This window comes from Microcystis wesenbergii FACHB-1317 (assembly GCF_014696875.1).
GTDB classification, from domain to species: domain Bacteria; phylum Cyanobacteriota; class Cyanobacteriia; order Cyanobacteriales; family Microcystaceae; genus Microcystis; species Microcystis wesenbergii_A.
Window position 1 is genome coordinate 25,143 of record NZ_JACJQV010000132.1, and the last position, 25,483, is coordinate 50,625.

The following is a 25,483-nucleotide window of genomic DNA, read 5'->3' on the forward strand; positions in this document are numbered from 1 at the left end:
AGTAGAAATAATAAGCTGGCTCTTATTTAATACAAGTGTTTGTCTATTTTAGTTCCGTTTAAAAGTTGAGAACGAAGCAAATCGATCGCCTCTAAATAACTCGGCATCGGTTCATCACCCAACAGACAAGCACTGCGATCCACGCTAATCATATCATCACCCCAAAACACCTGACCCAGAGGAATAGATTTTCCTCGATCCGGTCGCCAATTACTACTAAAATATTTGAGATTAGCGTCCACCACTGCCCCATCAAAAAGATGACCGATACAAAAATAAACATCCTGTAAAATTAGCGGTACGGAGGGGCGATGTAATTGCCCCCGGGAGTTGGGACTACGGGCCTGATAATGACTACGGGGAAAGAGTCCATAGAGATTTTTTAAAGAAGCAGAAATCAAGGGTTCATCCTTTAAATGGGTGCGTTTTAAGGTTCCAATCGTGATCCGACAGTCCACTTCTTCGATAATTTTAGGGGCAAACATCGAGGAAAAACGGACAGGAAAAGGGGAAAGATTCGGATATTCTTGCTGGGGTAAACTATCAGCATCAAGAATAGTTATTCCAGGATCGAGAATAGATTTTACCCCCAAAATATCGATAATTTCTCTCAAAGAAATAGCCGAACAAACTCCCTCTACCAAGATAATTTCTGCCCTGGGATTTACCCCTCTCAATCCCCGCAAAACTTGACTTAATACCGGCAGACTAACCGTTACCGGTGGTGGCACAGGATAACCTAAATTAGGTTTAATTAAAATACGTTTAGCTGTGATAGCTGCCGGGGGAGGTTGATAAACAAAATCCGCCATAGCTGAATTTTTTACCCCGGCAGTAATTGAGGATTGGGTAATCATAGAGAGGAAAATAAATCAATGAGAAACTGACAGATTAGCCAGATCATTTAGGGAATTTACTTGCTGTAAAGCTTGCCAGATTACCCCAGAATCGGCCCCAGGAAAATGGCTATTTTCACTAATATAACGCTTCCAGGCCTTAGTTCCGGGCTGACCGGCAAAAAGCTGTAAAAGATGTTTGCTGATCTGGTGTAATTTATAACCTTTACTCACCCACTCATCGATGTAGGGAAGCATTTTTTTGATGACTTCTTCCCGGGTAGGAGGAGTAACCGATTCTCCATAAAAATCTCGATCGACTGTGGCAAATAAATAGGGATTATCGTAGGCTGCCCGACCGATCATGACCGCATCTACTAATTGTAAATGTTGTCTAGCCTGTTCTAAATTAATGATACCGCCATTAATTTCAATAAACAAATGGGGAAACTGATTTTTTAGGCGATAAACATCATCGTAACGTAAAGGGGGAACGGTGCGATTTTCCTTGGGACTTAATCCCTGTAACCAAGCTTTACGCGCATGGATGGTAAAACGTTGACAACCCGCATCCGCAACAATACGGACAAAATTCGCCATATTTTCGTAACTATCCTGATCATCAATGCCAATTCTCTGTTTTACAGTCACGGGAATCGATACAGCTTGATTCATTGCCGATATTCCCCTCGCGACTAATTCCGGGTTAGCCATCAAACAAGCGCCGAAATTGCCCTCTTTTACCCGAGAACTAGGACAACCCACATTGAGATTTACCTCGTCATAACCCATATCTTCGGCTATTTTAGCGCATTCTGCCAAAAGATAGGGATTATCACCCCCTAACTGCAAAGCTAGAGGTTTTTCTGCTAGGGAGAACCCCAGCAACTTATAGCGATCGCCGTGTTTAATCGCCATCGTCGTGATCATTTCCGTGTAGAGAAGGGGACGACGGCTAATTTGTCGCAAAAAATAGCGAAAATGGCGATCGGTATAATCCATCATCGGCGCCACACTTAAAATATTGCCCATCTTTCCCTTGATTTTTTCGCTGATCGGGACATTCTCTGGGGAAACCCAGAGAATAACCAGTCTTCCTCTCAACATATTTTAAAGCTTTTTGGTAAGTAGGTAGGCGTTAAAAATTATCAGACACCACCCTTATCAAGGGGTGACTAAGGGTAGGGTTGATTCATGAATCAACCCTACTATGAATCAACCCTAGGACTAAGGGGGGATCGAACCTAAAATCTATTTTTAATTTAATTATAACCAGCTACTTAAGTTGACTATCTAAATTACTGGTTAAGACTGCACCGGAGAAGGGAGAAGGGAGCTTTTTTAACTTACCTCCGTGGGATATTTGCTCCTTTAATCGTGTCGCGGATGACGATTTTTTGTTCTTTGGAATAACCAGCAAAAGAACGAGTAGCAAGTAACTCGATTTCTACCCCCGTACCCGATCGCAAGGATTCCACGGGTAAGGGTAATTGACCGATATCCAGAATAAATTGATTGCCCTCCTGTCGGATTAAATTAGCAGGCATATCTCCTTCATAGCGAGTGACAAAATCGGTTCTGGGACTGGTTTGCAGGTCATCTGCTTGCCAACGAGTGACGCGATAACGCAGTTTAAATTTAGTGCCAATTAAATTCGATTGGGAAGCTTTATCTTCAAGAAAAAGCCTTAAATCAGTACCATTTCCTGTAATACCTTTTGCTTCTAATTGGGTGACATCTCGTTCAAAAACAGCATTATAAACGACAAATTCCGTAACATTATTGCGTTTTTGAGTGGTTCCCTCGATCCAGAGTTCACTGGGGACAGTTACCTTCATTTCCTTTTGATCATCGAGGGTTAAAGTAAAACGCTGATTAGCAAACCGGTTAAACTCTTGAGGCGCATTCCAAATTAAAATAAAAGAACGTTCCGATCGATCTAATAAAATCCGATATTGATCATCGATCAGGGAACCGGGGGAAAATAAAGACATTGCCCCGGTGCGAGTTTCCCAACTATTTTTAGATAGAATATAACCCCGTTCTTTTAACTCCGAAAGGGGAACAGTTGCGCTCGGTTGATCGGCAGTTAAAGGGCGATCGATTTGAATTAAAGTTAACTGTCCTAAACGTCCCCCGCGACCGTTACGACCACTATTACCCGTCGCCCCATCGAGACCATCCTGACAGCTAAATTCTCTGGTGGTACAGCTATAATTGGTATCACCCGGCCTACCGCTGCAGGTTTGAATTGTCCAGAAAGGTTGGGAACAGCGACAACCCTTGCCCCCCTGGCCTCCTTGACCCCCAAAACCCCCGGCGCCTCCGGCCGCATTAACCGTTACTTGTCTTAAAAAATCTAAATTAGTGGCATAGAGGGTTAAAGCGCCGCCATTGCCCCCATCACCCCCATCACCGCCATTGCCACCGTTACCACCACCGGCCGCCTGGAGATTTCTGGTGACGTTGCTAGGTTGACCGCTACAGTTGCCATCGCTGCCATTGCTGCCATTTTCACCATCGACCCCTTTTTGTCCTGAAATATCGAGTTTTAGGGGAGAACCATCGAGAAAAAGGGTTAAACTGTCACTATTTTTGCCTTGGCTGCCGACCTTGCCAGCTTTCCCGCTCTGGCCCTGTTTACCGAAAGTCTGTACATCGGAACCTTGGGCTAACCAAGAACAGCGATCGCCTGTCACCGTGGCGGGCATTAGGTACGGTAAAGGGATAAAAAAGGTGAATATTAATGATTTAGCCCAAAAATTCATGATTTTAGCGAATTTATCCGCAAAGACTCCGATCAATTCCCTCTTGATGACTTTTAGATCTAGATTTTTGTTTCCCCTCTATCAATAAGGTGCGCTATCATCCTACACTTACTTTGAGAAGGAAACAGCCAATCGCGAGGGTTACGCGCGTGAAAAAAGTATTAGCTATTATCTTAGGTGGCGGGGCTGGAACTCGCCTTTATCCGTTAACGAAACTGCGGGCCAAACCTGCCGTCCCCCTAGCGGGAAAATATCGCTTAATCGATATTCCCGTCAGCAATTGTATTAACTCCCAGATTGACAAAATCTATGTGTTGACGCAATTTAATTCCGCTTCTCTCAATCGTCACCTCAATCGTACCTATAATTTTACGGGTTTTAGTGATGGTTTCGTGGAAGTTTTGGCGGCTCAACAAACCATGGAAAATCCTCAATGGTTCCAAGGCACGGCCGACGCAGTACGACAATATATCTGGACGATGAAGGATTGGGATATCGATGAATATCTCATTCTCTCGGGAGATCATCTCTATCGCATGGACTACAGCAAGTTCATCGAACGCCATCGGGAAACCAACGCCGATATCACTTTATCGGTAGTTCCCATCGATGAACGTCGCGCCTCCGCTTTTGGGGTGATGAAAATTAATGATTCGGGGCGAATTGTCGATTTTTATGAGAAACCCAAAGGGGCAGAATTGGAAAGAATGCGGGTAGATACGACGATTTTAGGCTTAAGTCCCGACCAAGCCCGTCAAAGTCCCTACATCGCTTCCATGGGAATTTATGTCTTTAAAAAGAATGTTTTAATCGATCTGCTCGATGCCAATAAAGAACAGACCGATTTCGGCAAGGAAATTATTCCCTCGGCCGCTAAAGACTACAATCTTCAGGCTTATTTATTTAAAGGTTACTGGGAAGATATCGGGACGATTGAAGCCTTTTATGAGTCTAATCTCGCCCTGACCCAACAACCAAATCCCGCCTTTAGTTTCTACGACGAAAAAGCCCCCATCTATACCCGTTCTCGCTATCTGCCACCCACAAAAATGCTCAATTGTACGGTGACAGAATCGATGATTTCTGAAGGTTGTATTCTCAAAGAATCTCGCATCCATCACTCGATTTTAGGTATTCGTAGTCGAGTCGGCAAAGACTGCACGATCGAGGATACAATGCTGATGGGAGCCGACTTTTATGAGTCTTTCCCCGAACGGGAAAGTCTGATCGGGAATGCCAAAATTCCCGTGGGTATCGGTTCCGGTTCCACTATTCGTCGGGCAATTGTGGACAAAAATGCTCGCATTGGTTCCAATGTTTTAATTGTTAACAAAGATCGTGTGGAAGAAGCTAATCGCGAAGATTTAGGTTTCTATGTTCGCAGCGGCATCGTGGTTATTTTCAAAAATGCCACTATTCCCGACGGGACAGTGATTTAATCTATCAGTTATCAGTTATCAGTTATCAGTTATCAGTTATCAGTTATCAGTTATCAGTTATCAGTTATCAGTTATCAGTTATCAGTTATCAGTTATCAGTTATCAGTTATCAGTTATCAGTAATCAGTTATCAGTAATCAGTAATCAGTAATCAGTAATCAGTAATCAGTAATCAGTAATCAGTAATCAGTTATCAGTTATCAGTAATCAGTAATCAGTTATCAGTTTTTCCATTTTTCTAGTTATTATCGCTTGGATATAGCCGCAGGCTGATGGCTTCAGCTAATTACCTAGACAATTCCCTTGAAATCCTATCCTTTTCTAGAAGTGATAGCAAAATCTACCGAGCCGCTCTTCTGAAAATCAGAAAAATTTCTATATTTTTGCATCCGATTCTAAGTTTTCAATTAACCTTAAATTAAAGCCCTAAGTAGGTGGGTGGAATTAAATATAAGATGAACGTAGGTTGGGTTGAAGCATGAAACCCAACGCCCGCATAGTTTACGCTACCGCTAACCCATCCTACAAATAATTGTGCCTCCCTACTTAGGACTTAGATAGAAGCCATTCAGGAGATAAGGATATTTATGAAAGCCAAAATCGCGATCGCTTGTCAGGGAGGCGGCAGTCAAACTGCTTTTACTGCCGGTGCATTAAAAGCATTATTTGACAATAAAGTACAAGATTACTTTAATATTGTCAGTCTCAGTGGTACTTCTGGCGGTGCTATCTGTGCCTTTTTCACCTGGTATGCTCTCAAAAAAGGTGATAGCATCGTTTGGAAAAGAATGATTGATTTTTGGGAAGATAATAGCGCTCGAACTCCCCAAGAACAACTATTTAATGACTCAGCTATTAAAGCTCTAGAATTGGCCAGCAAAGGATTAATTCCCCAGTATAATCTCAGTCCTTCCTCTCCGATTACTAAAACCTTATTTTCTATAGCTACCTATGGTTTACGCAGTCGCTTTACCAACTTTGATCAGTTACTAAGAGCGCATATTGACTTCTCGGAATTAGCCACTTGGGGAGCTAAACCAGAACCACCAATTTTATTAATGGGGGCCTGTAATATCCTGACAGGAAAATTAAGTAAATTTAACTCGCGCCAGGAAGCAGTTAAAATTGAACATATCCTAGCTTCTGCTTGTGTTCCTAACATTTTTCCTGCTGTCACCATTGAAACTATGGCCTACTGGGATGGACTATTTTCTGATAATCCCCCCATCCGTTCTTTAATTCGCCGTGAATTTGTCGGAGTCGAAAATATTCCCGATGAAATTTGGGTAATTAAAATTAATCCCACCTCCAGAGATAAGATCCCCGTGCAATCCGATGATATTGCTGATCGCCGCAATGAATTAGAAGGTAATGTTTCCCTATTTCAAGGTCTCGATCAGATTGACTTTCTCAATCAATTATTTCTTAAAGGAGCCTTTAAAGAGGAATTTTTGAGCGAGATCGGATTAACAGAACCACTAAAAATTCCTAAATCTTTCCCAGAAGATCCCGATCATAATTATCATATTCCTATGATCGAAATGTCGGCGGAATTAGCCAATAGTCTCAACTATGAAAGTAAACTCGATCGCTCTCCTGCCAATATCCAGCGTCTGATCGCTGACGGCGAAAAACAGGGAAAACAGTTTCTAGAACATCGACTAAAAGCTATGGGTTTAGGATAATTTTTGAGGTTTCAAAAACGGCAAAAATAAGGAGTAAATGGCATTAAATATGTCAATAGACTATTTAATTGATTATTATTCATTCTTAATTCTCCTGACTACTGACTACTGGCTACGGACTCCTAACCCTAACAACAATTTTTGATTTTTACAAGAGGTCTAATGATCACTGATTTTCATTGACTAATACCCGTCCAGATAGATCATAAATCATAATATCCCATTGCCCATTTTTGGCCGCTTCAAAAGCCACTTTAGAACCATCGGCACTGATGATCGGATTGCGTACTTCTGCGAGGAGATCGGGAGCAATTTCCCTTCTCTGTTGAGTTTGTCGATCATACAGATAAATAGTCGTTTTTCCCTGACGACTAGCAGTAAAAACGATATAACGACCATCTTCACTAATGGAAGGACTAGAAGCGATCTGATCGAGAGAATTTAGGCCGGGTAAAGGCAATAAACGGCGATCGATGGCATCAAAAAGATAGATAGCTTGGGAACCATTGCGATCGGAGGCAAAAACGAGATAGCGAGAGGCAAGATAGGGAGTTAATTCACTAGCAGCACTATTTAAACTTCTCCCCCCTCGATCGAAAGGAAAAGACAATAAACTGGGATAACCCGCACATCCAGTTAACAAACTAATGACAGCAACAAGACTAATAAAAAAATAACGTTTCACGGTTTGGGACTTTCAACGGGACTGCCATCGGGAAGATCTAACTCGATATTCGGACCGCGATCGAGAACCTCCACATCCCATTGTCCCCGACGAGCGGATTCAAAGACAAGATAACGACCATCGGGACTAAGACGGGGATTTCGCAACCAACCGCGATAATTTTGACTCAATAACTCAGAACGATCGGTAATGCGATCATATAAAGAGATGACGGGACGACCTTCAATAATCACCACATAAGCCAGATAACGCCCCGTTTGGCTTAAACTGGGGCTATCGGTAATTTCTTGACCCGTATATAATCCACCTAGGTCTTGGTATTGTTTTGTCTGCAAATCATACAGCAGTATCTGATTACTACCGCGACGATTAGACAGCAAAGCCAGCCAACGACCATCACCGCTCAGGGCAGGTTTTTCGTCATTATAGCGACTATTGAGGGTTCCTGTAGATAAACCAGGGTTATTGAGATTACAACCACCTATAACCCCTAAAAACAAGCAGATAAACAGTAAAAAGGGAGCTTTGGTCATCGGACCTACTCCTTAATAATCAAACCTAGTCGGATGATCATTACTCGACTCCCGTTCACTATTATCCGGTCTCTGCCAATCTTCTCGATCGCTCGTATCGCTAGGATCGATCGGTTGATAATCGACGTATTCCCCTTTAAATGGCGGATCATCCTCAATTATTGGGCGAGGACGACGTTTTTGGCTAGTGCGGGGCGGTTTACTGCTCGTCTCTTCACTAGCGGGACGACGACGGGGACGGGGACTGGTTTCTTCCCAATCATCACCGCTACGGCGCTGATCATAAACATCTCGATCGCTAGTGGGGGAACTATTGCGGGGACGACGATTAGCCGTTTTGCGACTGCTAGTATCGGCCGGCCGACGGGTGCGGGTGCTGCGGGGTTCCTCGTCCTGATAACCAGAAGTAGAAGTGCGCGAAGAGCGAGGATCATCGTAACCGCGTAAACGGGGATTATCTTCGTAACGTTCCTCCGGTTCGTAGGTGTCGAGGGGTTCCAATTCGGCCCGATATTCCCGACTCACAGGACGTTCATCCACAAAAGACGTGCCGCGGCGGGCCTGTTCCGTGGTTAAACCCCGTAGTTTTACCGTCTCGAAGGCAAAAAACACCGCTGCCCCGGTCAGCAAAAATTGTCCGAATTGCAAAATCGGATCCAGTCGCCACCCTTGAAAAAGTAGAATTAAACCGCACAGTAAACCAACGGCGGCAAAAAATATATCATGATCGCGGGAAAGTTCTGGCCGCACCGAGCGCAGGAAGTATAACCCGGCTCCGGCCACTGCCAGAAAAATTCCTAAGATACTGGCCGAATTCAGCCCAAAATTGACCATCTTTATCTCCCTTCTCGGTGCTTAAATTCAAGAATCGAGTCTTTATCTCTAGCCCTCAGCTTTCAGAAGCAATCCTGCTGTTTTTAACTCTAGGCATCGAGCTATATTCTAACCCCAAAGTCTAGCAATATATTAACCACCCTCGTTCACACAACTATTGTTAGGGGAGTGGGGAGATTTTATCAGTGATCAGTAGAGTTCTTGCATGATTAATTTTTGAGAGTGCGAAAATGAGAAAAATAGTCATAAAACTGCATAAAATTACTAAATAGAGCATTTAATTGATTAATGCTCATTCTTAATTCTCCTGACGACCAGCTACTGGCTCCGTTCGGCTGATCTCACGACCGAAGCCTGACTCCTCACCTAAGGTCAGATTTTTGATTTTTGCAAGAGGTCTAGTGAACAGTAATCAGTCAACTGATAACTGATAACTGATAACTGATAACTGAAAAGGCTGAGATTTTAACAAAATCTTTAGGAATTGCCTATTGACAGGATTGACCAAATGTGCGTTGTGGGTTTCAGGAATTTTAACGTGATTTCTTGATGATTTTTGAGCGATCGCTATCGTTGGAGTTAATCGCCGCAAGTCTGAAAGGAGGGATTTTCATTGATGCAGCTCATGGTGAATTGGTAAAGTGCGTAAGTACCAATCTAAGTAAGATTAGACAGAAATTTTTCTGTCATATCATAAAATTAACTTAACCTAGGCAAGAGGGAATTAGCATAGAATGTGAGTATGATCCAGGCTAGACATATAGTCTGTTTGTATTAATAGTCCATTCAATCCATAAAATAAGGTGTGAGGATTGACCCATGTCAAAACTATTCAAGAATTTAGTAAAGGTAACTCCTTTAGTATTAGGTGCTTCCGTAGCGGCTGCTGGCAGCGCAGTAGCGCAAACTATGCCTGGTACACCTCAACTTAAAATTGACCCAGCTGCGCAGCAACAACTCGATCGCATTCAACGCGCCCAAAGTAGTCAGCAGATTAATACGGGTGTTTATCAAGGTTCCATGTCCCAGGTGACTAGCGTTAACCAACTGCGGGACGTATCTCCCACCGCTTGGGCCTACGAGGCATTAAGAAGTCTTGTGGAACGTTACGGTTGTATCGTTGGTTTTCCCGATCGTACCTTCCGCGGTGATCGCGCCACCACTCGTTGGGAATTTGCCGCAGGTTTAAACGCTTGTTTAAACGTCATGGAACGTTTAATTCAAGATGGTGTTGGGGTACTCAGAGAAGATATCGATAAATTAAAACGTCTTGTTCAAGAATTTGAAAGCGAACTAGCGGCTTTAGGAGCTAGAGTAGATAACCTGGAACAGCGCGTTGCTTTCTTGGAAAATAATCAATTTTCTACCACCACCAAACTCAGAGGTGAGGTAATCTTCAGTATCGCCGATAGCTGGGGTGGTCAAGCTTCCGTTACCAATACCAACGGGACAGTTACTGATGGCAGCAATCAAGATCAGACCCAAGCAGTGTTTAATAACCGGGTACGACTCAACTTTGAAACCAGCTTCACCGGTAAAGATTTGTTAAGAACCCGTTTACAAGCAGGTAACTTTAACACCACTTTCAACCAAAACGGTCCGACGAGAACCAACATGACCCGTCTAGCATACGATGACGGTCGTGACAACGATGTCACCATCGATGACTTGTTCTACCGCGCTCCCATCGGCACTCCCTTCGGTAACATCACCGTTTGGGTTGGTGCTAACCAGTTAAACCTAGATGACGTTTTTATTACGGCGAACCCCTTCCTCGCCGATAGCGGTACAGGTGCTTTATCTCGCGGTCAACGCTACAATAACATCGTCTTCCGTGGTCCTTCTGGTGTTGGTGCGGCGGTCAGATTTAAGATCGGGGATGTTTTCCAAGTCACAGGAACCTACCTAGCTGATGGTGGGACTAATGGGGCCAGCAATCCTAACCCTGGTAGCGGTTTATTTAACGGTTCCTACAGTGCGGGTGCTCAGGTTGGTTTCTCCTTCATCAAATTTGCCGATATTAACTTCGTTTACGTTCGCAGTTATCAAACTGCGGCTAGTATGAGTTCTGGTTTATTCGGTAACGTCAGCAGCCCTCTCACGGAACGTCCCTTCGGTAACGTTGGCACTGTAGCTAACCGTTTCGGTCTTCAAGCGAGCGCCCAAGTTATCCCAGGAGTCTTAAATCTAGCGGGCTGGGGTGGTTACGCCGATGCTTCGGCCACGGGAGTTAATGATGCGATCGGAGACAATAACACTGGTATCTGGTCTTGGAACCTGAATCTTTCTGTCCTCGATCTCTTTGCCGAAGGTGCGGCCCTGTCCATCGGTGGTGGTCAAGTACCCCGTTCCGACAAGGAAGATGGCACTTCCTACATGGTGGAAGCTCAGTATAAGTTCCCAGTCACCAAAAATATTCTGATTACCCCCGGTGCTTATGCGATCTTCAATGCTAACAACCGTAATAACGACACCATTTTTGTTGGTGTTCTCCGGACAACTTTCCGTTTCTAAGCTAAGTTGACGGACTCGATCAATAAGAACGGTGGGATTTGTAGATCTCACCGTTTTTTTACTTTTAACTTTATCACTGGGTATAACCATTTATGAGAAGATGGGCGAAGCGTACCAAACGCCGTTATATTTACTTCGCCTATTTAGTTGCTTATCTATGCACTCTCTGTCTTTCCCCCGTCGCACTAAAATTGTGGCCACGATTGGCCCAGCCTCGCAAAATAAGGAAACATTACGTCAGATGATCAAGGCGGGGGCGACGACATTTAGATTAAACTTTTCCCATGGCGATCACGATTACCATCGTCACAGCATTAACCTGATCCGTCAGTTAGCCTTTGAACTCAATCAACCGATTGGCATCCTTCAGGATCTACAGGGGCCAAAAATTCGTTTAGGTAAATTTGCCTGTGGGTCGATTACCCTGAAACCGGGGGAACCCTTTACCCTTACTTCTAGGGATGTGGAATGTAATCAGGAAATAAGTTCCATTAGCTATCCCTCTCTAGCCCAAGAAGTCCCAGAAGGTTCGAGAATTCTGCTTGATGATGGTAAAGTCGAAATGCGGGTGGAATCAGTGGATCGCCTGAAAGGAGACCTGTCCTGTCGCGTGGTGGTTGGGGGTGTCTTATCCAGTAATAAAGGGGTGAATTTTCCCAACGTCTATCTGTCGGTGAAAGCTTTAACCGATAAGGACAAAAAAGATTTAATGTTCGGACTGCTGTGGGATGTGGATTGGATCGCCCTTAGTTTTGTGCGTAATCCCCAAGATATCCTCGAAATTAAAGAATTAATCGCCAGTGCGGGTAAATCTATCCCCGTGATCGCTAAAATTGAAAAACACGAAGCGATCGAGGAAATGGAGGCAATTTTATCCCTCTGTGATGGTGTTATGGTGGCTAGGGGAGATTTAGGAGTAGAATTACCAGCCGAAGACGTGCCAATCCTGCAAAAACGCCTGATTAATACCGCTAATCAGCTAGGCATCCCGATTATCACCGCCACTCAAATGCTTGACAGTATGGCCAGTAATCCTCGTCCCACCCGCGCCGAGGTTTCGGACGTGGCTAATGCGATTTTAGATGGCACTGATGCGGTCATGCTTTCCAATGAAACGGCTGTGGGTCATTATCCCATCGAAGCGGTGGCAACCATGGCCCGCATTGCCGAAAGGATCGAACGGGAACAGATCAATAGTGCCGCTCGCTCTAACAATAAACAATCGATTCCTAACGCTATTTCCTCGGCAGTCAGTCAAATTGCCGAACAATTGGGGGCAGCGGCAATTATTACCCTGACAAAAACTGGCTCTACTGCCCGTAATGTCTCCCGATTTCGCCCCAAAACCCCGATTTTAGCCGTTACCCCCCATCGAGAAGTGGCCCAGCAGTTACAGCTAGTTTGGGGCGTAAAACCGATGTTATTGCTCGATTTACCCTCCACCAGCCAAACTTTTCAAGTGGCGATGAATCTTGCCCAGGAAAATAACCTCCTAGCGGATGGTGACTTAGTGGTGATGACGGCGGGAACTCTGCAAGGGGTGGCCGGTTCCACGGATTTAATTAAGGTGGAAGTGGTAAAATCCCTTTTGGGCAAGGGTACGGGTATCGGCCAGGGTGTGGCTAGTGGCCGGGCGCGAGTAGCCCATAATGCCCGAGAAGTGGGTAGTTTTAGTAACGGGGAGATTTTAGTCGTTCCCACCACCAGCGCCGAATATGTGGATATGATGCGGAAAGCTGGCGGAATTATCACCGAAGATACCGCGATGAATAATCACGCCGCTACTATCGGTTTAAAATTGGGTATTCCTGTGATTGTCGGGGTTAAAGATGCCACGAAAATTATCCGCGAAGGGGTGATCATTAGTCTCGATGCTCAACGGGGTTTAATTTATTCTGGTATTGGCAATGGCGCGGCAACTATGAAAAACTGAGTCGGTAGTCAGGAGCCGGTAGTCAGGAGTCAGGAGTCAGGAGGCAGCTTTTTTCTCCCCACACCCCACACCCCACACCCCACACCCCACACCCCACTTCCCCACTTCCCCACACCCTACACCCTACACCCCACACCCTACACCCTACACCCCACACCCCACACCCCACACCCCACACCCCACACCCCACACCCTACACCCCACACCCTACACCCCACACCCCACACCCTACACCCCACACCCATTTTCACTTGTCTATGAGCGATTCTTACTCTACTGCCGTCGATAATCCGGCCTATACCGTTGAACAAGCGATCGCTAATATCCAGCAAAGAGAAGACCTAGGAGCGCGTTATTATGCTGCTTGGTGGTTGGGTAGATTTCGTGTTCGTCAACCGGAGGCGATTTCGGCGTTAATTGCCGCTTTAGAAGACGAAAGCGATCGCACTCCTGACGGCGGTTATCCCCTGCGACGCAACGCCGCCAGCGCTTTAGGGAAATTAGATGATCTCAGTTGTCTTCCCGCATTAATTGCCTGTCTCGACTGCGAAGATTATTATGTGCGCGAATCGGCTGCCCAAGCATTGGCAATGCTTCAGGATCGAAGAGCGATCGCACCTTTAAAGAAACTATTAGAGGGTGGCATCGAAGTGGCTGTTTTAGTGGCGGGAAAACCCCATTTAGTCCAACCCTACGAGGCGATTATCGAAGCATTGGGAACCCTGCAAGCAACGGCAGCGATTCCCCTGATCGAACCGTTTTTAACCCATTTCGTCGAAAAAGTGCGTTATGCGGCTGCCCGCGCCCTCTATCAACTCACGGCTAACCCCGACTATGGCGATATTCTGATTAATGCCTTACAAGGGGAAGAATTACAGCTGCGTCGTTCTGCTTTAATGGATTTAGGCGCTACGGGTTATCTGCCGGCTGCCCCTGCGATTGCTAATACTTTGGCGGAAAATAGTCTGAAACTGGTTGCCCTCAAGGAACTTTTAGAAAACCATCTGAAAACTAATTCTAGGGGCGAAAATATCTCCGAAATTCTCACTTTAATGGATAGTTTATTGTAATTAATCATTGCTTATTTTTTATCTAAATTCAAACCGATAAAATCCAGAGGTTTTTATGCTAATTCAAACCGATTATGTTGGCTGGCTAAACGAGACAATCACTCTTTTAAAACAAAAAAACTTTGATCAAGTTGACTGGGAAAACTTGATCGAGGAGATAGAAAGTTTGGGCAGAAGTCAAAAACGTGAACTCCGCAACCGGTTAACCACCATCTTAGAACAATGCCTCAAACTTTGCTATACTGATTACGTTGAGGATTATCGAGGTTGGCAAGAAACTATTAGGCGCAGTCAACGGGAACTAGAGGAACTTTTAACCGATTCTCCTAGTTTAAAACCCTACTGGGATCAAGTATTTTTAGATTGCTATGCCACGGCTTTAAAAAGCTTGCGAGATAACCCCGATTATCAATCCTTTAACTTTCCCGATGATTGTCCTTTTCCCCAAGAAATTAATCAGATTTTACAGAAAAAAGTTTGGCGATAAAATTATCTTTAAAAGTTTGTTGGTGGGGTTAGGATATAGGAGACAGGAGACAGGAGACAGGAGACAGGAGACAGGAGACAGGAGATTATTTTATTTATTCTCCCCACACCCCACACCCCACACCCCACACCCCACACCCCACACCCCACTTCCCCACTTCCCCACACCCCACACCCCACACCCCACTCCCTAACCCTCATCCCCTCTACTAATAACCAATGCTTCCCACCGTTGAAACTTTAATTATTGCCGTCGAAAAAGCCGACTCAGCCAATGGGTTACTAACCGCCGTGGAAAATTTAGCCGCCGCCAAAAGTGAAGCGGCAATACCCACCCTCACCGATGTGCTGAGATATAATAACCCCGGTGCCTCCGTGGCAGCCGTGGATGGTTTAATCGCCATTGGCAAAGCGGCGGTTCCCTATTTACTGGCCAACCTAGACGGTTATAATTATGGGGCGAGAGCTTGGGCAACCCGCGCCCTAGCAGGAATTGGCGATGTGCGAGGATTGGACTTATTACTTGAGGCGGCGGTGAGTGATTTTTCCTTTAGCGTGCGGCGAGGGGCGGCTAGAGGCTTAGGAAATATAATTTGGTCTGATTTGGAGGAAAGTCGGGTTTCTGAGGCTCAGAAGGCAGTTTTTGCGGCACTGGAGAAACTTTCGCAAGGGGATCCAGAGTGGGTGGTTAGATATGCGGCGATCGTCGGATTGCAGGGATTAGGAACTGCGGCGGCGGCATTTCGCGGGGCGATTCGGGAACTTTTAGGACAGATTCGGGAGACAGAAGCGGAAATAGTGGTAAGATTGCGCGCCGATCAAGCTCTGGAACACTTACAATAAGCCTAAGTCGAAAGTAGAAAAACTTATTTCTCTACAGGGAGAAACAATTACACTAACATTCTATGAAATATTGGCAGGAAATTTTAGCGATCGCTCAACGAATTTTAGTGGAATTAATCCGGCGCGGGCGTAGCTTAATCCTCTGGGGCATTTTCCCGATCCTTGTCCTGCTCTTAAATGGCTATATTATGGCAGAAAAAGGCAAAATTGAGCTTGCCGAGGCGATGGCTCTGGCTACTCCTCCCACCCTCGTCGGGGCGGCACTTTTCTTTAGTTGTTTGGGGGGAACCGTGGCGACGGTAGTGGCAGAAAGGGAACAACAAACGATTAAACGGTTATTTTTATCGCCTTTAAGCGGTGTTTCCTATTTTATCGGCATTTTTCTCGCCCATTGTGCGATTGCCGCCTGTCAGACAGTTTTAGTTTATTCTATTGCTAAACAGTATGGAGCCACTTTTAAAGGCTCAATTCCTCTAGAATTATTAATTATTTTCCTTAGTATCACCGCCTATGTGGGTTTAGGATTTATCCTCGGTACTCAACTGGCGAAAAGAACAGAAGATGTTAATGCTTTGGTGGGAACTTTTGGGGTTCCTTTATTAATTTTAGGCGGCGTTTTTCTCCCGACTGCTTTATTCCCCGACAATATTCTATCTCTGGCTAAATATAACCCGATCTACCACATGAATGAAGCTTTAATTGCTGTTTGGGCAAAGGGCGAAAATCTCCAAGATATTAGCTCTCATTTTCGCTTTCTCTGTCTTTTTGCTCTGGCTATGGTAGCAGGTGGTTGGCTTACCTATCGACAAATGTTAAACCTTGAACGCCGATTGTAAATCAGTTATCAGTGATCAGTTATCAGTTAGGTAGGGTGGGTTAGGCGGAGACAAATTATCAGACTTAATCATTAATTTATCTATTCGCCGTAACCCACCATCAGTTATTCAGCTTCTTAGTTTTTCAGTGTAATTAGCCAATTTACCTGTTATTCGTACTATTACCTAGCTGACGGCTGATGGCCTAAAAAAGCCTGACTATCCTTGTTACTTTATTAAAAATGCTGACTATTAATAATGTCAAAAAAAATTACGGAAGACGCTTAGTATTAGATCAATTAAACTTTCATATTGAAGCGGGAGAAATTTACGGTTTACTTGGTCCCAATGGTGCGGGAAAAACCACCACTATTAACTTAATTTGTAATTTATTAAAACCCTCATCGGGAGAAATTACCTTTAATTATTTGCCAATTTCCAGAGTTACTAAAGAATTAATTGGGGTTGCACCGCAAGAAAATTTATTGTACAAATCCCTTACTTGTGAGGAAAATCTCAACTTTTTTGCTCAGATTTATGGACTCGATCGCCCCCAGCGTCGTCATCGGATTAAAGCCAGTTTATCCGCAGTAAATTTGCTTGATCGCGCCCGTAGTCCGGTGGAAACTTTAAGCGGTGGAATGCAGCGCCGAATGAATATTGCCGTGGCTATTGTTCATCAGCCAAAATTATTAATTCTTGATGAACCAACTACCGGTTTAGACATCGAATCTCGCTATGAAATTTGGGATTTAATCGGAGAATTACGGCGACAGGGAATGACAATTTTATTAACTACCCATCTCCTCGATGAAGCACAGCGTCTCTGTCAACGTATAGGAATTTTAAAACAAGGTCGTATTATTGCCGAAGGTAATTTAAATCAGCTGCGTCAGCACATTCCTGCGAAAGAAATTATTATCATGGATACCCAGGATCAAGAAGCGGCCATAAATCGAGGTAAACAATTAGGATTTACTCCCAAATTTTACGGTAAAGATTTAGCTTTTTGGTTAGATGAACATCTAGAATTAAGCGAGATTATCCGGGCATTCGATGGCATTAATATTGATTCTCTCGCCCGTCAGACGGTACAGTTAGAACATATTTATATGGAAATTATGAATCAATTTTAAACCCTTTTTTGAAAATTCAGGTTGATGATCGGCATTTTTCAGTAATTCCCCTCAATTAAGCTAAATCGCCGTTTTTTGCCATCATGATCATCTATAATTTTTGGATAGGTTCTATCTATTAATTGGAGACAAAATCAATGAGAAAATTAACCTCTATCACCGGCTTATTGAGTCTATCGGCGGTATTATTAAGCTCACATCTACCGGCAGCGGCGCAAAATTGTCGGCCACTTTCTTTATTAGGGGGTGAAGGTAGTGAAATTACCAAAACCGTCTCACAACCCACTGTTCCAGGTCCTTTCGGTGTCACGATAACTCGTAATAATTGGAATACCGATTGGGCAGTTCCAGGGGGTAGAAGTTTTCAGAGGTTTATCGTTACGGTTTCTGTCCCCCGGGCTGCCTCCTTTGATATCCGGCTGTTTCTCAAGTATAGCGATCAAACTAACGAGGAATTTTTTAATACTAATGGAGTACGAATCGAACCCGATAAACCCTTAACAATTACTGCCACAGTCCGGGCAAATGATCAACCTTTTCTAGTCAATCTTTTTGTCAATGGTATTCAGCACATCGGTAATACCTACACCGCTTCTGTTGTCGGTTGTGAACGATAAAATATATGGGGTGTGCTGAAAAAGTTTTTCGGTGGGGGCAGGGTGTCGGGTGTGGGTTTTTAAGCTAAGAGATGCTCCCTATAAGTAACAAACTTAATTTTTAACCCATCCCACTTTACCTAAGTAAGCTAAACGGCGCTTAACCTGCATGATCCAATAGCTATAACCCTTTTGGAGTCTATATCGGTGATCCGAAGTAAAAGCCGTTTAGCTTAGTCGTGCAAAATAAATTTCCTAGTGAAGAAAGGCAAGAGGCAAGAGGCAAGAGGCAAGGGGGGGTTAGATTTGTGTAATTAATTTTGCTTAGGTACTTATCTAGACATCCCGAGGATTGAGATGGATCATTTCCCAAGTCACATAGGTACCGATCGGACTCCAGATCAGGTAGGGTAGAAGTAGGATGCCTGCCCAAGAAGAAACAGGGAAAACCAATAGTGCCAGAAGACAACCCAAGAAAAAACCCGTACCGCCGATAATCGTTCCCGCTTTGAGACTGCGTAGTTTACAGGTGACAGGAGTATAGGCAGTAATAGTCAATTCCACCAACAGATAAAAAGCCATCAAAAACCACTTATCAGCCGGTTGAGCTTCCCAGACTAAATAAGCAGAAATTGCCCCACAAATATAGATAATTGTCCAGATAAGAGGGATTAATCTTTCAAAGGTTAACCAATCGGGACGACGTAAGCGCGCAAACCAACGGACATCGCGAGAATTGAGCAATCCCCCAGCTAACGCCACCAAAAATCCCACGACACCGATAAGCAACCAAGAAGGAATCATGATTTTTGGCTATCCTCCGCTAATTTTGGCTTTGTAACCCGATTCAATGAGAATTTGTCGGATTTTTTGGCGATGATCTCCTTGGATCTCAATAGTATTTTCTTTCACTGTACCACCCGTTCCGCAAGCGGTTTTTAACTGTTTTAATAATTTAGTCAGAGTTTCGGTTTGACATTGAAAACCTGTAACTATGGTAACGGTTTTTCCCGCCCGACCAGAGCGGGAGGTTTGTACTCGTAAATTCTGCTGATTCGGGGGTAATTCAGGAATGGAACGCTCAAAAGCTTGAGAATTACTTTGATCTCCCCATTCCTGGTAGGCAATCCGGTTTTTTTCCTGAGATTTACTCATAAGTAGTTGGACAAAATTAAATTCACACTCCAGCCCTGTCAAGGTGGTTTGACCTCAACTATAACAGTTATCTTCCCGGTCAGGTAGGAAGTCTCTGGTTTTAGGCAACGCCAGAACAGTAGCTAAGCTAAGACGCATCTTAACCGCCTATCCTTGGATTAGCTGAATCTCCCCCCCCCTTGCCCCCCGACATCGGGGGGGTCTTGCCTCATCTCAATAAGCAATTTAAAGGCGCGGGCAGCTTACTTAACACCCGTTACAACCGATGGCTATTCTGGTTTTGGCCAGTTGGCCGTCGGTTGACGATACCAAATTAGGTTACACTTCATCTTGGGGAGAAAGGCAGATTCGACAAGCTCACTGCAAGCTGTAAAAGCTATCGAAGCAGAAATTCAGCCCTATACCGTAAACACACCGCTTGCCCCTTTTTGACTGTTAACCCCCTTACCTGAGACATTATGGATGCTTTTAGTCCCTTTCCCCCTGACTGGACAGAGAAGGCCGTTCACGCCTACAATTTTTGTTGTCCTTACTGCGGGGCAAAGGCTAAAGAAGCTCAGTCCGTTTGGATCAATCGCCGCGCTCCCGTTTTAGGAGAAGATTCCCGTCGTAAATGGCAGGAATTCTATCATTGTCAATGCGATCGAGTTTGGTGGGCCTGGAGTAGTGATCGACCTGCCGAAAAATAAAAATTCTGAATCGAGAATCGCAAATATGGCCGATGTCTATGTTTCTTGGGATGAATACCATCGTCTGATCGAAAAATTAGCGGTAAAAATCGATCGTTCTGGTTGGCAATTTCATCAGATTGTCTGTTTAGCCAAGGGAGGATTGCGCGTCGGTGACATTCTCTGTCGTCTTTTTCGTCAACCCCTAGCCATTCTCTACGCCGCTTCCTACGGGGGGCAAAATCAGCAAATTCGGGGAGAATTAACTATTTCCTCGAATTTAGCCATGATCGAGACCAAATTGGACAGTCCCTTGTTATTAGTGGATGATTTGGTCGATTCGGGCATCACTCTCCAAAAAACCTCGATTTTGTTACAGGAAAAATACGGGATTACCAATATCAAAACTGCGGTGATCTGGTACAAAGCAGCATCAATAATCAAACCTGACTATTATGTGGAATATTACCCAGATAATCCTTGGATTCATCAACCCTTCGAGCGTTACCAGCTAATTACACCCAAAGACCTCCTAGAATAAAGTCAGTTTGGTATCAGCAGCAGGGAGTTTTGGCGTTGCTGAATCAAGCTATCAATGCCAACTCTCCAGAGAACTAGGAGCAGCCGCCGCTTAATCAATTGTCGCTGACGGGGGAATTAATATCGGGAAAAATCAACAATCGTGAACCGATACAAGACAAAAGCGCTTATGGTGTGCAGCAAGAGCAAGAACCTATCCGACTGATAGGATCAGAATATCCATCTGCTAAATATTGGAGAGCATGATGCCAGTTCAATTATCATTGCCCTTGTATCATCAACTTTCTCAACCAGAGGTGATTGAATACTTGACCAGCGATGGGTCAGCGGGCTTATCAGCAGAAGAAGTGGCCAGTCGCTACGAAAAATATGGCCCGAATGAACTGCGATTTAAGCCGGGGAAACCAGCTTGGTTGAGGTTTTTGCAGCAATTTCATCAGCCACTACTCTATATTCTCTTGCTTGCGGGTACTATTAAGGCATTTTTAGGGTCTTGGACGAATGCCTCGGTGATTTGGGGAGTTACCCTGATCAATGCCATTATTGGCTATGTGCAGGAAGCTAAGGCGGAAGGTGCGATCGCTTCCCTAGCCAAAGCCGTAACCACAGAAGCGACCGTGTTGCGAGAGGGACAAACCCTCCGGATTCCATCTCGGGATTTGGTGCCGGGAGATATCGTTTTATTGGCATCGGGGGATAAAGTACCGGCGGACTTGAGGCTGCTGAAAGTCCGCAATTTGCAGGTGGATGAGTCTGCCCTGACCGGGGAATCCTTGCCTGGGTCAAAAGCGATCGAACCCTTACCCGGGGATACGCCCCTAGCAGAACGGACAAACATGGCCTACGCAGGGAGTTTCGTTACCTTTGGACAGGGCAAAGGGATTGTTGTCTCTACGGCCAACGCCACCGAAGTGGGGCAGATTTCCCAGTCGATGGAAAGCCGAGTCAGCCTTAGCACACCCCTGACCCGTAAATTTGCCCAATTTAGCCGCACCCTACTCTACGCAATTTTGACCCTAGCAACCTTGACCTTTGCCATCGGGTTAGGACGGGGGAAATCTTGGATCGATATGTTTGAAGCTGCCGTTGCCCTCGCAGTGAGTGCGATTCCAGAAGGGCTGCCGGCAGTGGTAACGATTACCTTGGCCATTGGGGTCAACCGCATGGCCCGTCGTCATGCGATTATTCGTAAACTGCCCGCAGTGGAAGCATTGGGGAGTGCGACCGTCATTTGTTCTGACAAAACCGGAACCCTGACCGAAAATCAAATGACTGTACAGTCCATTTATACTGAAGGGCAATATTACGCCGTTAGTGGTGGTGGCTATAGTCCCAAGGGCGAAATTAGTCTGATCACCGATGGCAACCCTGGCAGCCCCTTTGCAGAGGAATTGCCCCCGGCCCTAGGGGATTGTCTGGTAGCTGGTTTGCTTTGTAATGACTCCGGGCTAAAACAAACGGGAGAAGATTGGTCAGTGGTGGGGGATCCTACGGAAGGGGCGCTGATTGCGGCCGCTGCCAAAGCAGGTCTCAGTCAATTGGGGCTATTGTCTTTAACCCCACGATTGGATGCAATTCCCTTTGAATCTGAGTACCAATACATGGCAACCCTGCATGATGGCATACCTCGTCTGATCTATGTCAAGGGATCGGTTGAGTCGCTGATGCGTCGTTGTTCCCAGATGATCGATCGCTATGGTCAGATGACCGCGCTGAACGCCGAACAGATCGAGCAAGCGGTAGAAACGATGGCAGAGCAGGGTTTACGGGTGCTTGCCTTCGCCAAAAAAGCAGCCGCGACCCATCAGCATTCTATCGACCATGAGGATATCGAAACAGGCTTGGTGTTTCTAGGATTACAGGGCATGATTGACCCGCCTCGTCCAGAGGCGATCGCTGCTGTTCATGCCTGTCAAACTGCTGGGATTCGCGTCAAGATGATTACTGGTGATCATCTTGTCACGGCGCGGGCGATCGCGGAACGGATGGGCATTAAAACGGCAGCACAAGTCTTAGCATTTGAGGGAAAACAATTAGCGCAAATGGATAATCATCAACTGGCCCAAGCGGTGGTCGATGGATCGGTATTTGCCAGGGTTGCCCCTACCCAAAAACTGCAACTGGTGGAAGTACTCCAGTCTCAAGGAGAAATCGTGGCGATGACGGGCGATGGTGTTAATGATGCGCCGGCTCTCAAGCAGGCCGATATCGGCATTGCCATGGGGAAAGGAGGAACGGAAGTCGCCAGGGAATCTGCTGATATGCTCCTCACTGATGATAACTTTGCCTCGATCAAGGCCGCTGTCGAAGAAGGACGCACCGTTTATCAAAACTTACGCAAAGCAATCTCCTTTCTCTTACCTGTCAATGGTGGCGAATCGATGACGATTCTGATCAGTACTTTACTGGCGCGAGATTTACCCATCCTCTCCCTACAAGTACTCTGGTTGAACATGATCAACTCGGTCACGATGACTGTTCCCCTGGCCTTTGAAGCAAAATCCCCCGGCATTATGCAGTCACCACCACGCAATCCCAATGAACCTTTGATCACCAAAAAACTATTGCGCCGAATTTTGGCTGTTTCATTGTTTAACTGGATTCTGATTTTTGGTATGTTTGAGTGGGCTAAATCGACCACAGGAGATATTGCCGTTGCCCGCACAATGGCAATTCAATCACTTGTGGCAGCACGGGTTATCTATCTGCTCAGTATCAGCCAATTAGGGATGAGCCTAGTTAACTACCTGCGTCGTCAGTCAACCTCGATTACTAATGCACCGATCCTAATTTTGGGGATTGTGGCTGCTGTTGCCCTACAAATTTTGTTTAGTCAATGGGGGGTGATGAACAGTCTGTTTGCAACGGCCCCACTAACCGGTCATCAATGGCTAATCTGTTTGTTGCCGATGCTGCTCATGGTGTTTTGGGCAATTTTTGCCAATGTTATCGATCCTCCTCATTGTCATGGGAAATAAGCTGTTCGTAATTTAAATTGCTTGTTGAGACGAGGCAAGAGGCAAGAGGCAAGAGGCAACAGTAAAGGGATTGAGGGAGATTCGGCTAATATTAAGAATAAGCACTTTAAATGCGTCTTAGCTTAACTAATCGTGAATTCTTGACCGCAACTATAAAAACTGGCGGTTTTTATTCCCCTAATTGCCAGCTTATCTCTTCACCCGCTCGTAACGGCACCAGTCCGGATTCGGGAAATGGCAATTCATCGGGAATGCGCCAAGGGGTTTTGTTTAATGTGATTTGTTCGGTATTCCGGGGGAGTTGATAAAAATCTGGACCGTGGCAGCTGGCGAACCCTTCCAGTTGATCGATCGCATCAACGCTCTCAAAGGCTTCTGCGTACAACTCTAGGGCGTGCAGGGCTGAATAACAACCCGCGCAGCCACAGGAACTTTCTTTGCTGTAGCGAGAATGGGGCGCACTATCGGTCCCTAGAAAAAACTTGGGATTGCCCGATGTTGCCGCTTGCAAAAGTGCCAAACGATGATCCTCTCGTTTCAAAATCGGCAGGCAATAAAAATGAGGACGAATGCCACCGGTAAAGAGAATGTTTCGGCTAAACAATAAATGTTGGGGCGTAATTGTGGCGGCGACATTGTTGTTAGCAGATAGAACAAACTTGACCGCATCGGCAGTGGTAATGTGTTCAAAGACGACACGCAGTTTCGGAAATCTTGTTATCAGTGGGATTAAGTGCTTCTCAATGAACACTTTCTCTCGATCGAACACATCAATATCACCATCGGTGACTTCTCCGTGCAGTAGTAGCGGCATATCTACCTGCTCCATCGCTGCCAAAACGCCATCGCACCGACGAAGGTCCGTCACCCCCAAGTCGGAATTAGTGGTGGCACCGGCCGGGTAGTATTTCACCGCTTTGACAAACTGGGAGGCTTTCGCTGCCACGATTTCTTCGGGACTGGTATTATCGGTGAGATAGAGGGTCATCAGTGGCTCGAACTGTTGACCCTCTGGAACTGCTGCCAGAATGCGCTCGCGATAGGAGGCAGCATCGGCCACCGAGCGCACTGGTGGCTTTAAATTCGGCATGATAATGGCACGGGCAAACTGACGCACCGTATGGGGTAGAACCGCTTTCATTGCCGCACCATCGCGGAGATGAAGGTGCCAGTCGTCGGGTCGAGTCATTGTGAGTCTTCGCATTGTTCAATCATACAACGGTTAGGAATCCCACCTCACCCAAGATAAGGGTTTTAGTTGATTGGAAAGAACCTTTGATTTTAGCGGCGAAATTAATTTGACGGTGACGATAATTCCTCTTGACAAAATCCCACCACTTGACATATACTTATTTATAGAATGGAAATCCGTGCCTGCCTGCGACCCCCTCATTTTCAGGCTAGATAGACTTAAAAAAAATTAAATTTTGGGCGCACACAGTTCGAGCAACTCACTGACCACGATGCGCTTCTTTTTGCATGAGTAGAAAACGGGTTTCTCGGAGAAACCCGTTTTCTGTGCGTTACTCAACGGATTTATAATTCCTCTTGACAAAATCCCACCACTTGACATATACTTATTTATAGAATGGGAATCCGTGCCTGCCTGCGACCCCCTCATTTTCAGGCTAGATAGACTTAAAAAAATTAAATTTTGGGCGCACATGATGCGCTTCTTCTAATTAGTACAATCATATTATTCTCCAGAGCGATTGTATTTGTCCTCTTTAAGAGGGAATAATAATACAATTGAGGATGCAGTCAATCCCCTTAATCTCTATGGTCAATAAACTATACTACGGTGATAACCTAGAAGTGCTGCGGAAATATATCAAAGATGAATCGATCGATCTTTGTTATAGCAATTCTCTGACTTATGAGGTACAGTAGCAACAGTGAGTAAACCAATTGCGAATATCTTTTTGAGTAACTTCTAACATAGCCAATTCAATCCCTTCTATTAAGTCTT

Annotated in this window: 22 protein-coding genes; 13 read left to right on the forward strand and 9 right to left on the reverse strand. The window is 45.2% G+C overall.

Translation table 11 applies throughout. The features are described 5' to 3' along the window. Positions 1-26 precede the first annotated feature (26 nt). The 3 genes from H6F92_RS11360 to H6F92_RS11370 all read right to left on the reverse strand — a co-directional run bounded on the left by H6F92_RS11360 (position 27) and on the right by H6F92_RS11370 (position 3,547). Complete coding sequence (locus H6F92_RS11360) at positions 27-857, reverse strand: DUF362 domain-containing protein (protein ID WP_190357920.1); 831 nt, start codon at positions 855-857, stop codon at positions 27-29. A gap of 15 nt (positions 858-872) precedes the next feature. Beyond that, a complete protein-coding gene (gene dusA / locus H6F92_RS11365) occupies positions 873-1,868 on the reverse strand; it encodes a tRNA dihydrouridine(20/20a) synthase DusA (RefSeq protein WP_190357939.1) in 996 nt (331 codons plus the stop codon). Between the two features lie 314 nt (positions 1,869-2,182). Continuing rightward, positions 2,183-3,547 carry a collagen-like protein gene (locus H6F92_RS11370; RefSeq protein WP_190357940.1) on the reverse strand — a complete coding sequence of 455 codons (1,365 nt, stop codon included), beginning with the start codon at positions 3,545-3,547 and terminating at the stop codon, positions 2,183-2,185. 206 nt (positions 3,548-3,753) lie between these two features. Between H6F92_RS11370 and H6F92_RS11375 the strand changes: the two genes are divergently transcribed. Together H6F92_RS11375 and H6F92_RS11380 are read left to right on the forward strand one after the other, a co-directional pair. Continuing rightward, positions 3,754-5,043: a glucose-1-phosphate adenylyltransferase gene (locus tag H6F92_RS11375; RefSeq protein WP_190357921.1), complete on the forward strand. Its 1,290-nt coding sequence runs from the start codon at positions 3,754-3,756 to the stop codon at positions 5,041-5,043. Positions 5,044-5,630: 587 nt separating this feature from the next. Next, positions 5,631-6,728 carry a patatin-like phospholipase family protein gene (locus H6F92_RS11380; protein WP_190357922.1) on the forward strand — a complete coding sequence of 366 codons (1,098 nt, stop codon included), beginning with the start codon at positions 5,631-5,633 and terminating at the stop codon, positions 6,726-6,728. Positions 6,729-6,894: 166 nt separating this feature from the next. Here H6F92_RS11380 and H6F92_RS11385 read toward each other — a convergent pair whose 3' ends face one another. Genes H6F92_RS11385 through H6F92_RS11395 form a run of 3 tightly spaced genes read right to left on the reverse strand, consistent with a single transcriptional unit; the run spans position 6,895 to position 8,780 of the window. Then, positions 6,895-7,413 (reverse strand): TolB family protein, encoded by a 519-nt coding sequence (locus H6F92_RS11385; RefSeq protein WP_002789939.1) that lies wholly within the window; start codon positions 7,411-7,413, stop codon positions 6,895-6,897. After that, positions 7,410-7,946 carry a TolB family protein gene (locus H6F92_RS11390; protein ID WP_190357923.1) on the reverse strand — a complete coding sequence of 179 codons (537 nt, stop codon included), beginning with the start codon at positions 7,944-7,946 and terminating at the stop codon, positions 7,410-7,412. The genes H6F92_RS11385 and H6F92_RS11390 overlap by 4 nt, the downstream gene beginning before the upstream one ends. 12 nt (positions 7,947-7,958) lie before the next feature. Further along, entirely contained in the window at positions 7,959-8,780 is an 822-nt protein-coding gene (locus H6F92_RS11395; protein WP_190357924.1) for a Ycf66 family protein, read from the reverse strand. Between the two features lie 819 nt (positions 8,781-9,599). Here H6F92_RS11395 and H6F92_RS11400 point away from each other — a divergent pair. From H6F92_RS11400 to H6F92_RS11435, 8 genes are all read left to right on the forward strand, one after another. Beyond that, on the forward strand, positions 9,600-11,294 hold the full coding sequence (locus tag H6F92_RS11400; protein WP_190357925.1) for an iron uptake porin: 1,695 nt from the start codon (positions 9,600-9,602) through the stop codon (positions 11,292-11,294). Between the two features lie 157 nt (positions 11,295-11,451). Then, positions 11,452-13,227, forward strand: a complete 1,776-nt coding sequence (gene pyk / locus H6F92_RS11405) for a pyruvate kinase (protein ID WP_190357941.1) — start codon at positions 11,452-11,454, stop codon at positions 13,225-13,227. Between the two features lie 257 nt (positions 13,228-13,484). Then, entirely contained in the window at positions 13,485-14,297 is an 813-nt protein-coding gene (locus H6F92_RS11410; protein WP_190357926.1) for a HEAT repeat domain-containing protein, read from the forward strand. 55 nt (positions 14,298-14,352) lie between these two features. Then, positions 14,353-14,784: a DUF29 domain-containing protein gene (locus H6F92_RS11415; RefSeq protein ID WP_190357927.1), complete on the forward strand. Its 432-nt coding sequence runs from the start codon at positions 14,353-14,355 to the stop codon at positions 14,782-14,784. A gap of 218 nt (positions 14,785-15,002) precedes the next feature. Then, positions 15,003-15,626, forward strand: coding sequence for a HEAT repeat domain-containing protein (locus H6F92_RS11420; protein ID WP_190357928.1), 624 nt, complete (start codon positions 15,003-15,005; stop codon positions 15,624-15,626). Positions 15,627-15,688: 62 nt separating this feature from the next. Continuing rightward, positions 15,689-16,462 (forward strand): ABC transporter permease, encoded by a 774-nt coding sequence (locus tag H6F92_RS11425; protein WP_002761938.1) that lies wholly within the window; start codon positions 15,689-15,691, stop codon positions 16,460-16,462. Positions 16,463-16,683: 221 nt separating this feature from the next. Next, positions 16,684-17,577 carry an ABC transporter ATP-binding protein gene (locus H6F92_RS11430; protein WP_190357929.1) on the forward strand — a complete coding sequence of 298 codons (894 nt, stop codon included), beginning with the start codon at positions 16,684-16,686 and terminating at the stop codon, positions 17,575-17,577. A 137-nt stretch (positions 17,578-17,714) separates the two neighbouring features. Beyond that, positions 17,715-18,194, forward strand: a complete 480-nt coding sequence (locus H6F92_RS11435; RefSeq protein ID WP_190357930.1) for a hypothetical protein — start codon at positions 17,715-17,717, stop codon at positions 18,192-18,194. 315 nt (positions 18,195-18,509) lie between these two features. Here H6F92_RS11435 and H6F92_RS11440 read toward each other — a convergent pair whose 3' ends face one another. Both H6F92_RS11440 and H6F92_RS11445 read right to left on the reverse strand, forming a co-directional pair. Next, complete coding sequence (locus H6F92_RS11440; RefSeq protein WP_190357931.1) at positions 18,510-18,977, reverse strand: TspO/MBR family protein; 468 nt, start codon at positions 18,975-18,977, stop codon at positions 18,510-18,512. Positions 18,978-18,986: 9 nt separating this feature from the next. Continuing rightward, on the reverse strand, positions 18,987-19,328 hold the full coding sequence (locus tag H6F92_RS11445) for a translation initiation factor (protein ID WP_190357932.1): 342 nt from the start codon (positions 19,326-19,328) through the stop codon (positions 18,987-18,989). 458 nt (positions 19,329-19,786) lie between these two features. Between H6F92_RS11445 and H6F92_RS11450 the strand changes: the two genes are divergently transcribed. From H6F92_RS11450 to H6F92_RS11460, 3 genes are all read left to right on the forward strand, one after another. Then, positions 19,787-20,017, forward strand: coding sequence for a hypothetical protein (locus H6F92_RS11450; RefSeq protein ID WP_190357933.1), 231 nt, complete (start codon positions 19,787-19,789; stop codon positions 20,015-20,017). Positions 20,018-20,042: 25 nt separating this feature from the next. Then, on the forward strand, positions 20,043-20,537 hold the full coding sequence (locus H6F92_RS11455) for a phosphoribosyltransferase (protein ID WP_190357934.1): 495 nt from the start codon (positions 20,043-20,045) through the stop codon (positions 20,535-20,537). Between the two features lie 244 nt (positions 20,538-20,781). Beyond that, positions 20,782-23,514: a cation-transporting P-type ATPase gene (locus tag H6F92_RS11460; RefSeq protein WP_190357942.1), complete on the forward strand. Its 2,733-nt coding sequence runs from the start codon at positions 20,782-20,784 to the stop codon at positions 23,512-23,514. A gap of 169 nt (positions 23,515-23,683) precedes the next feature. Here H6F92_RS11460 and pyrC read toward each other — a convergent pair whose 3' ends face one another. Beyond that, the gene (pyrC, locus tag H6F92_RS11465; RefSeq protein ID WP_190357935.1) at positions 23,684-24,718 is read right to left on the reverse strand and encodes a dihydroorotase; all 1,035 of its coding nucleotides are present in this window, start codon (positions 24,716-24,718) and stop codon (positions 23,684-23,686) included. Positions 24,719-25,483: the final 765 nt, after the last annotated feature.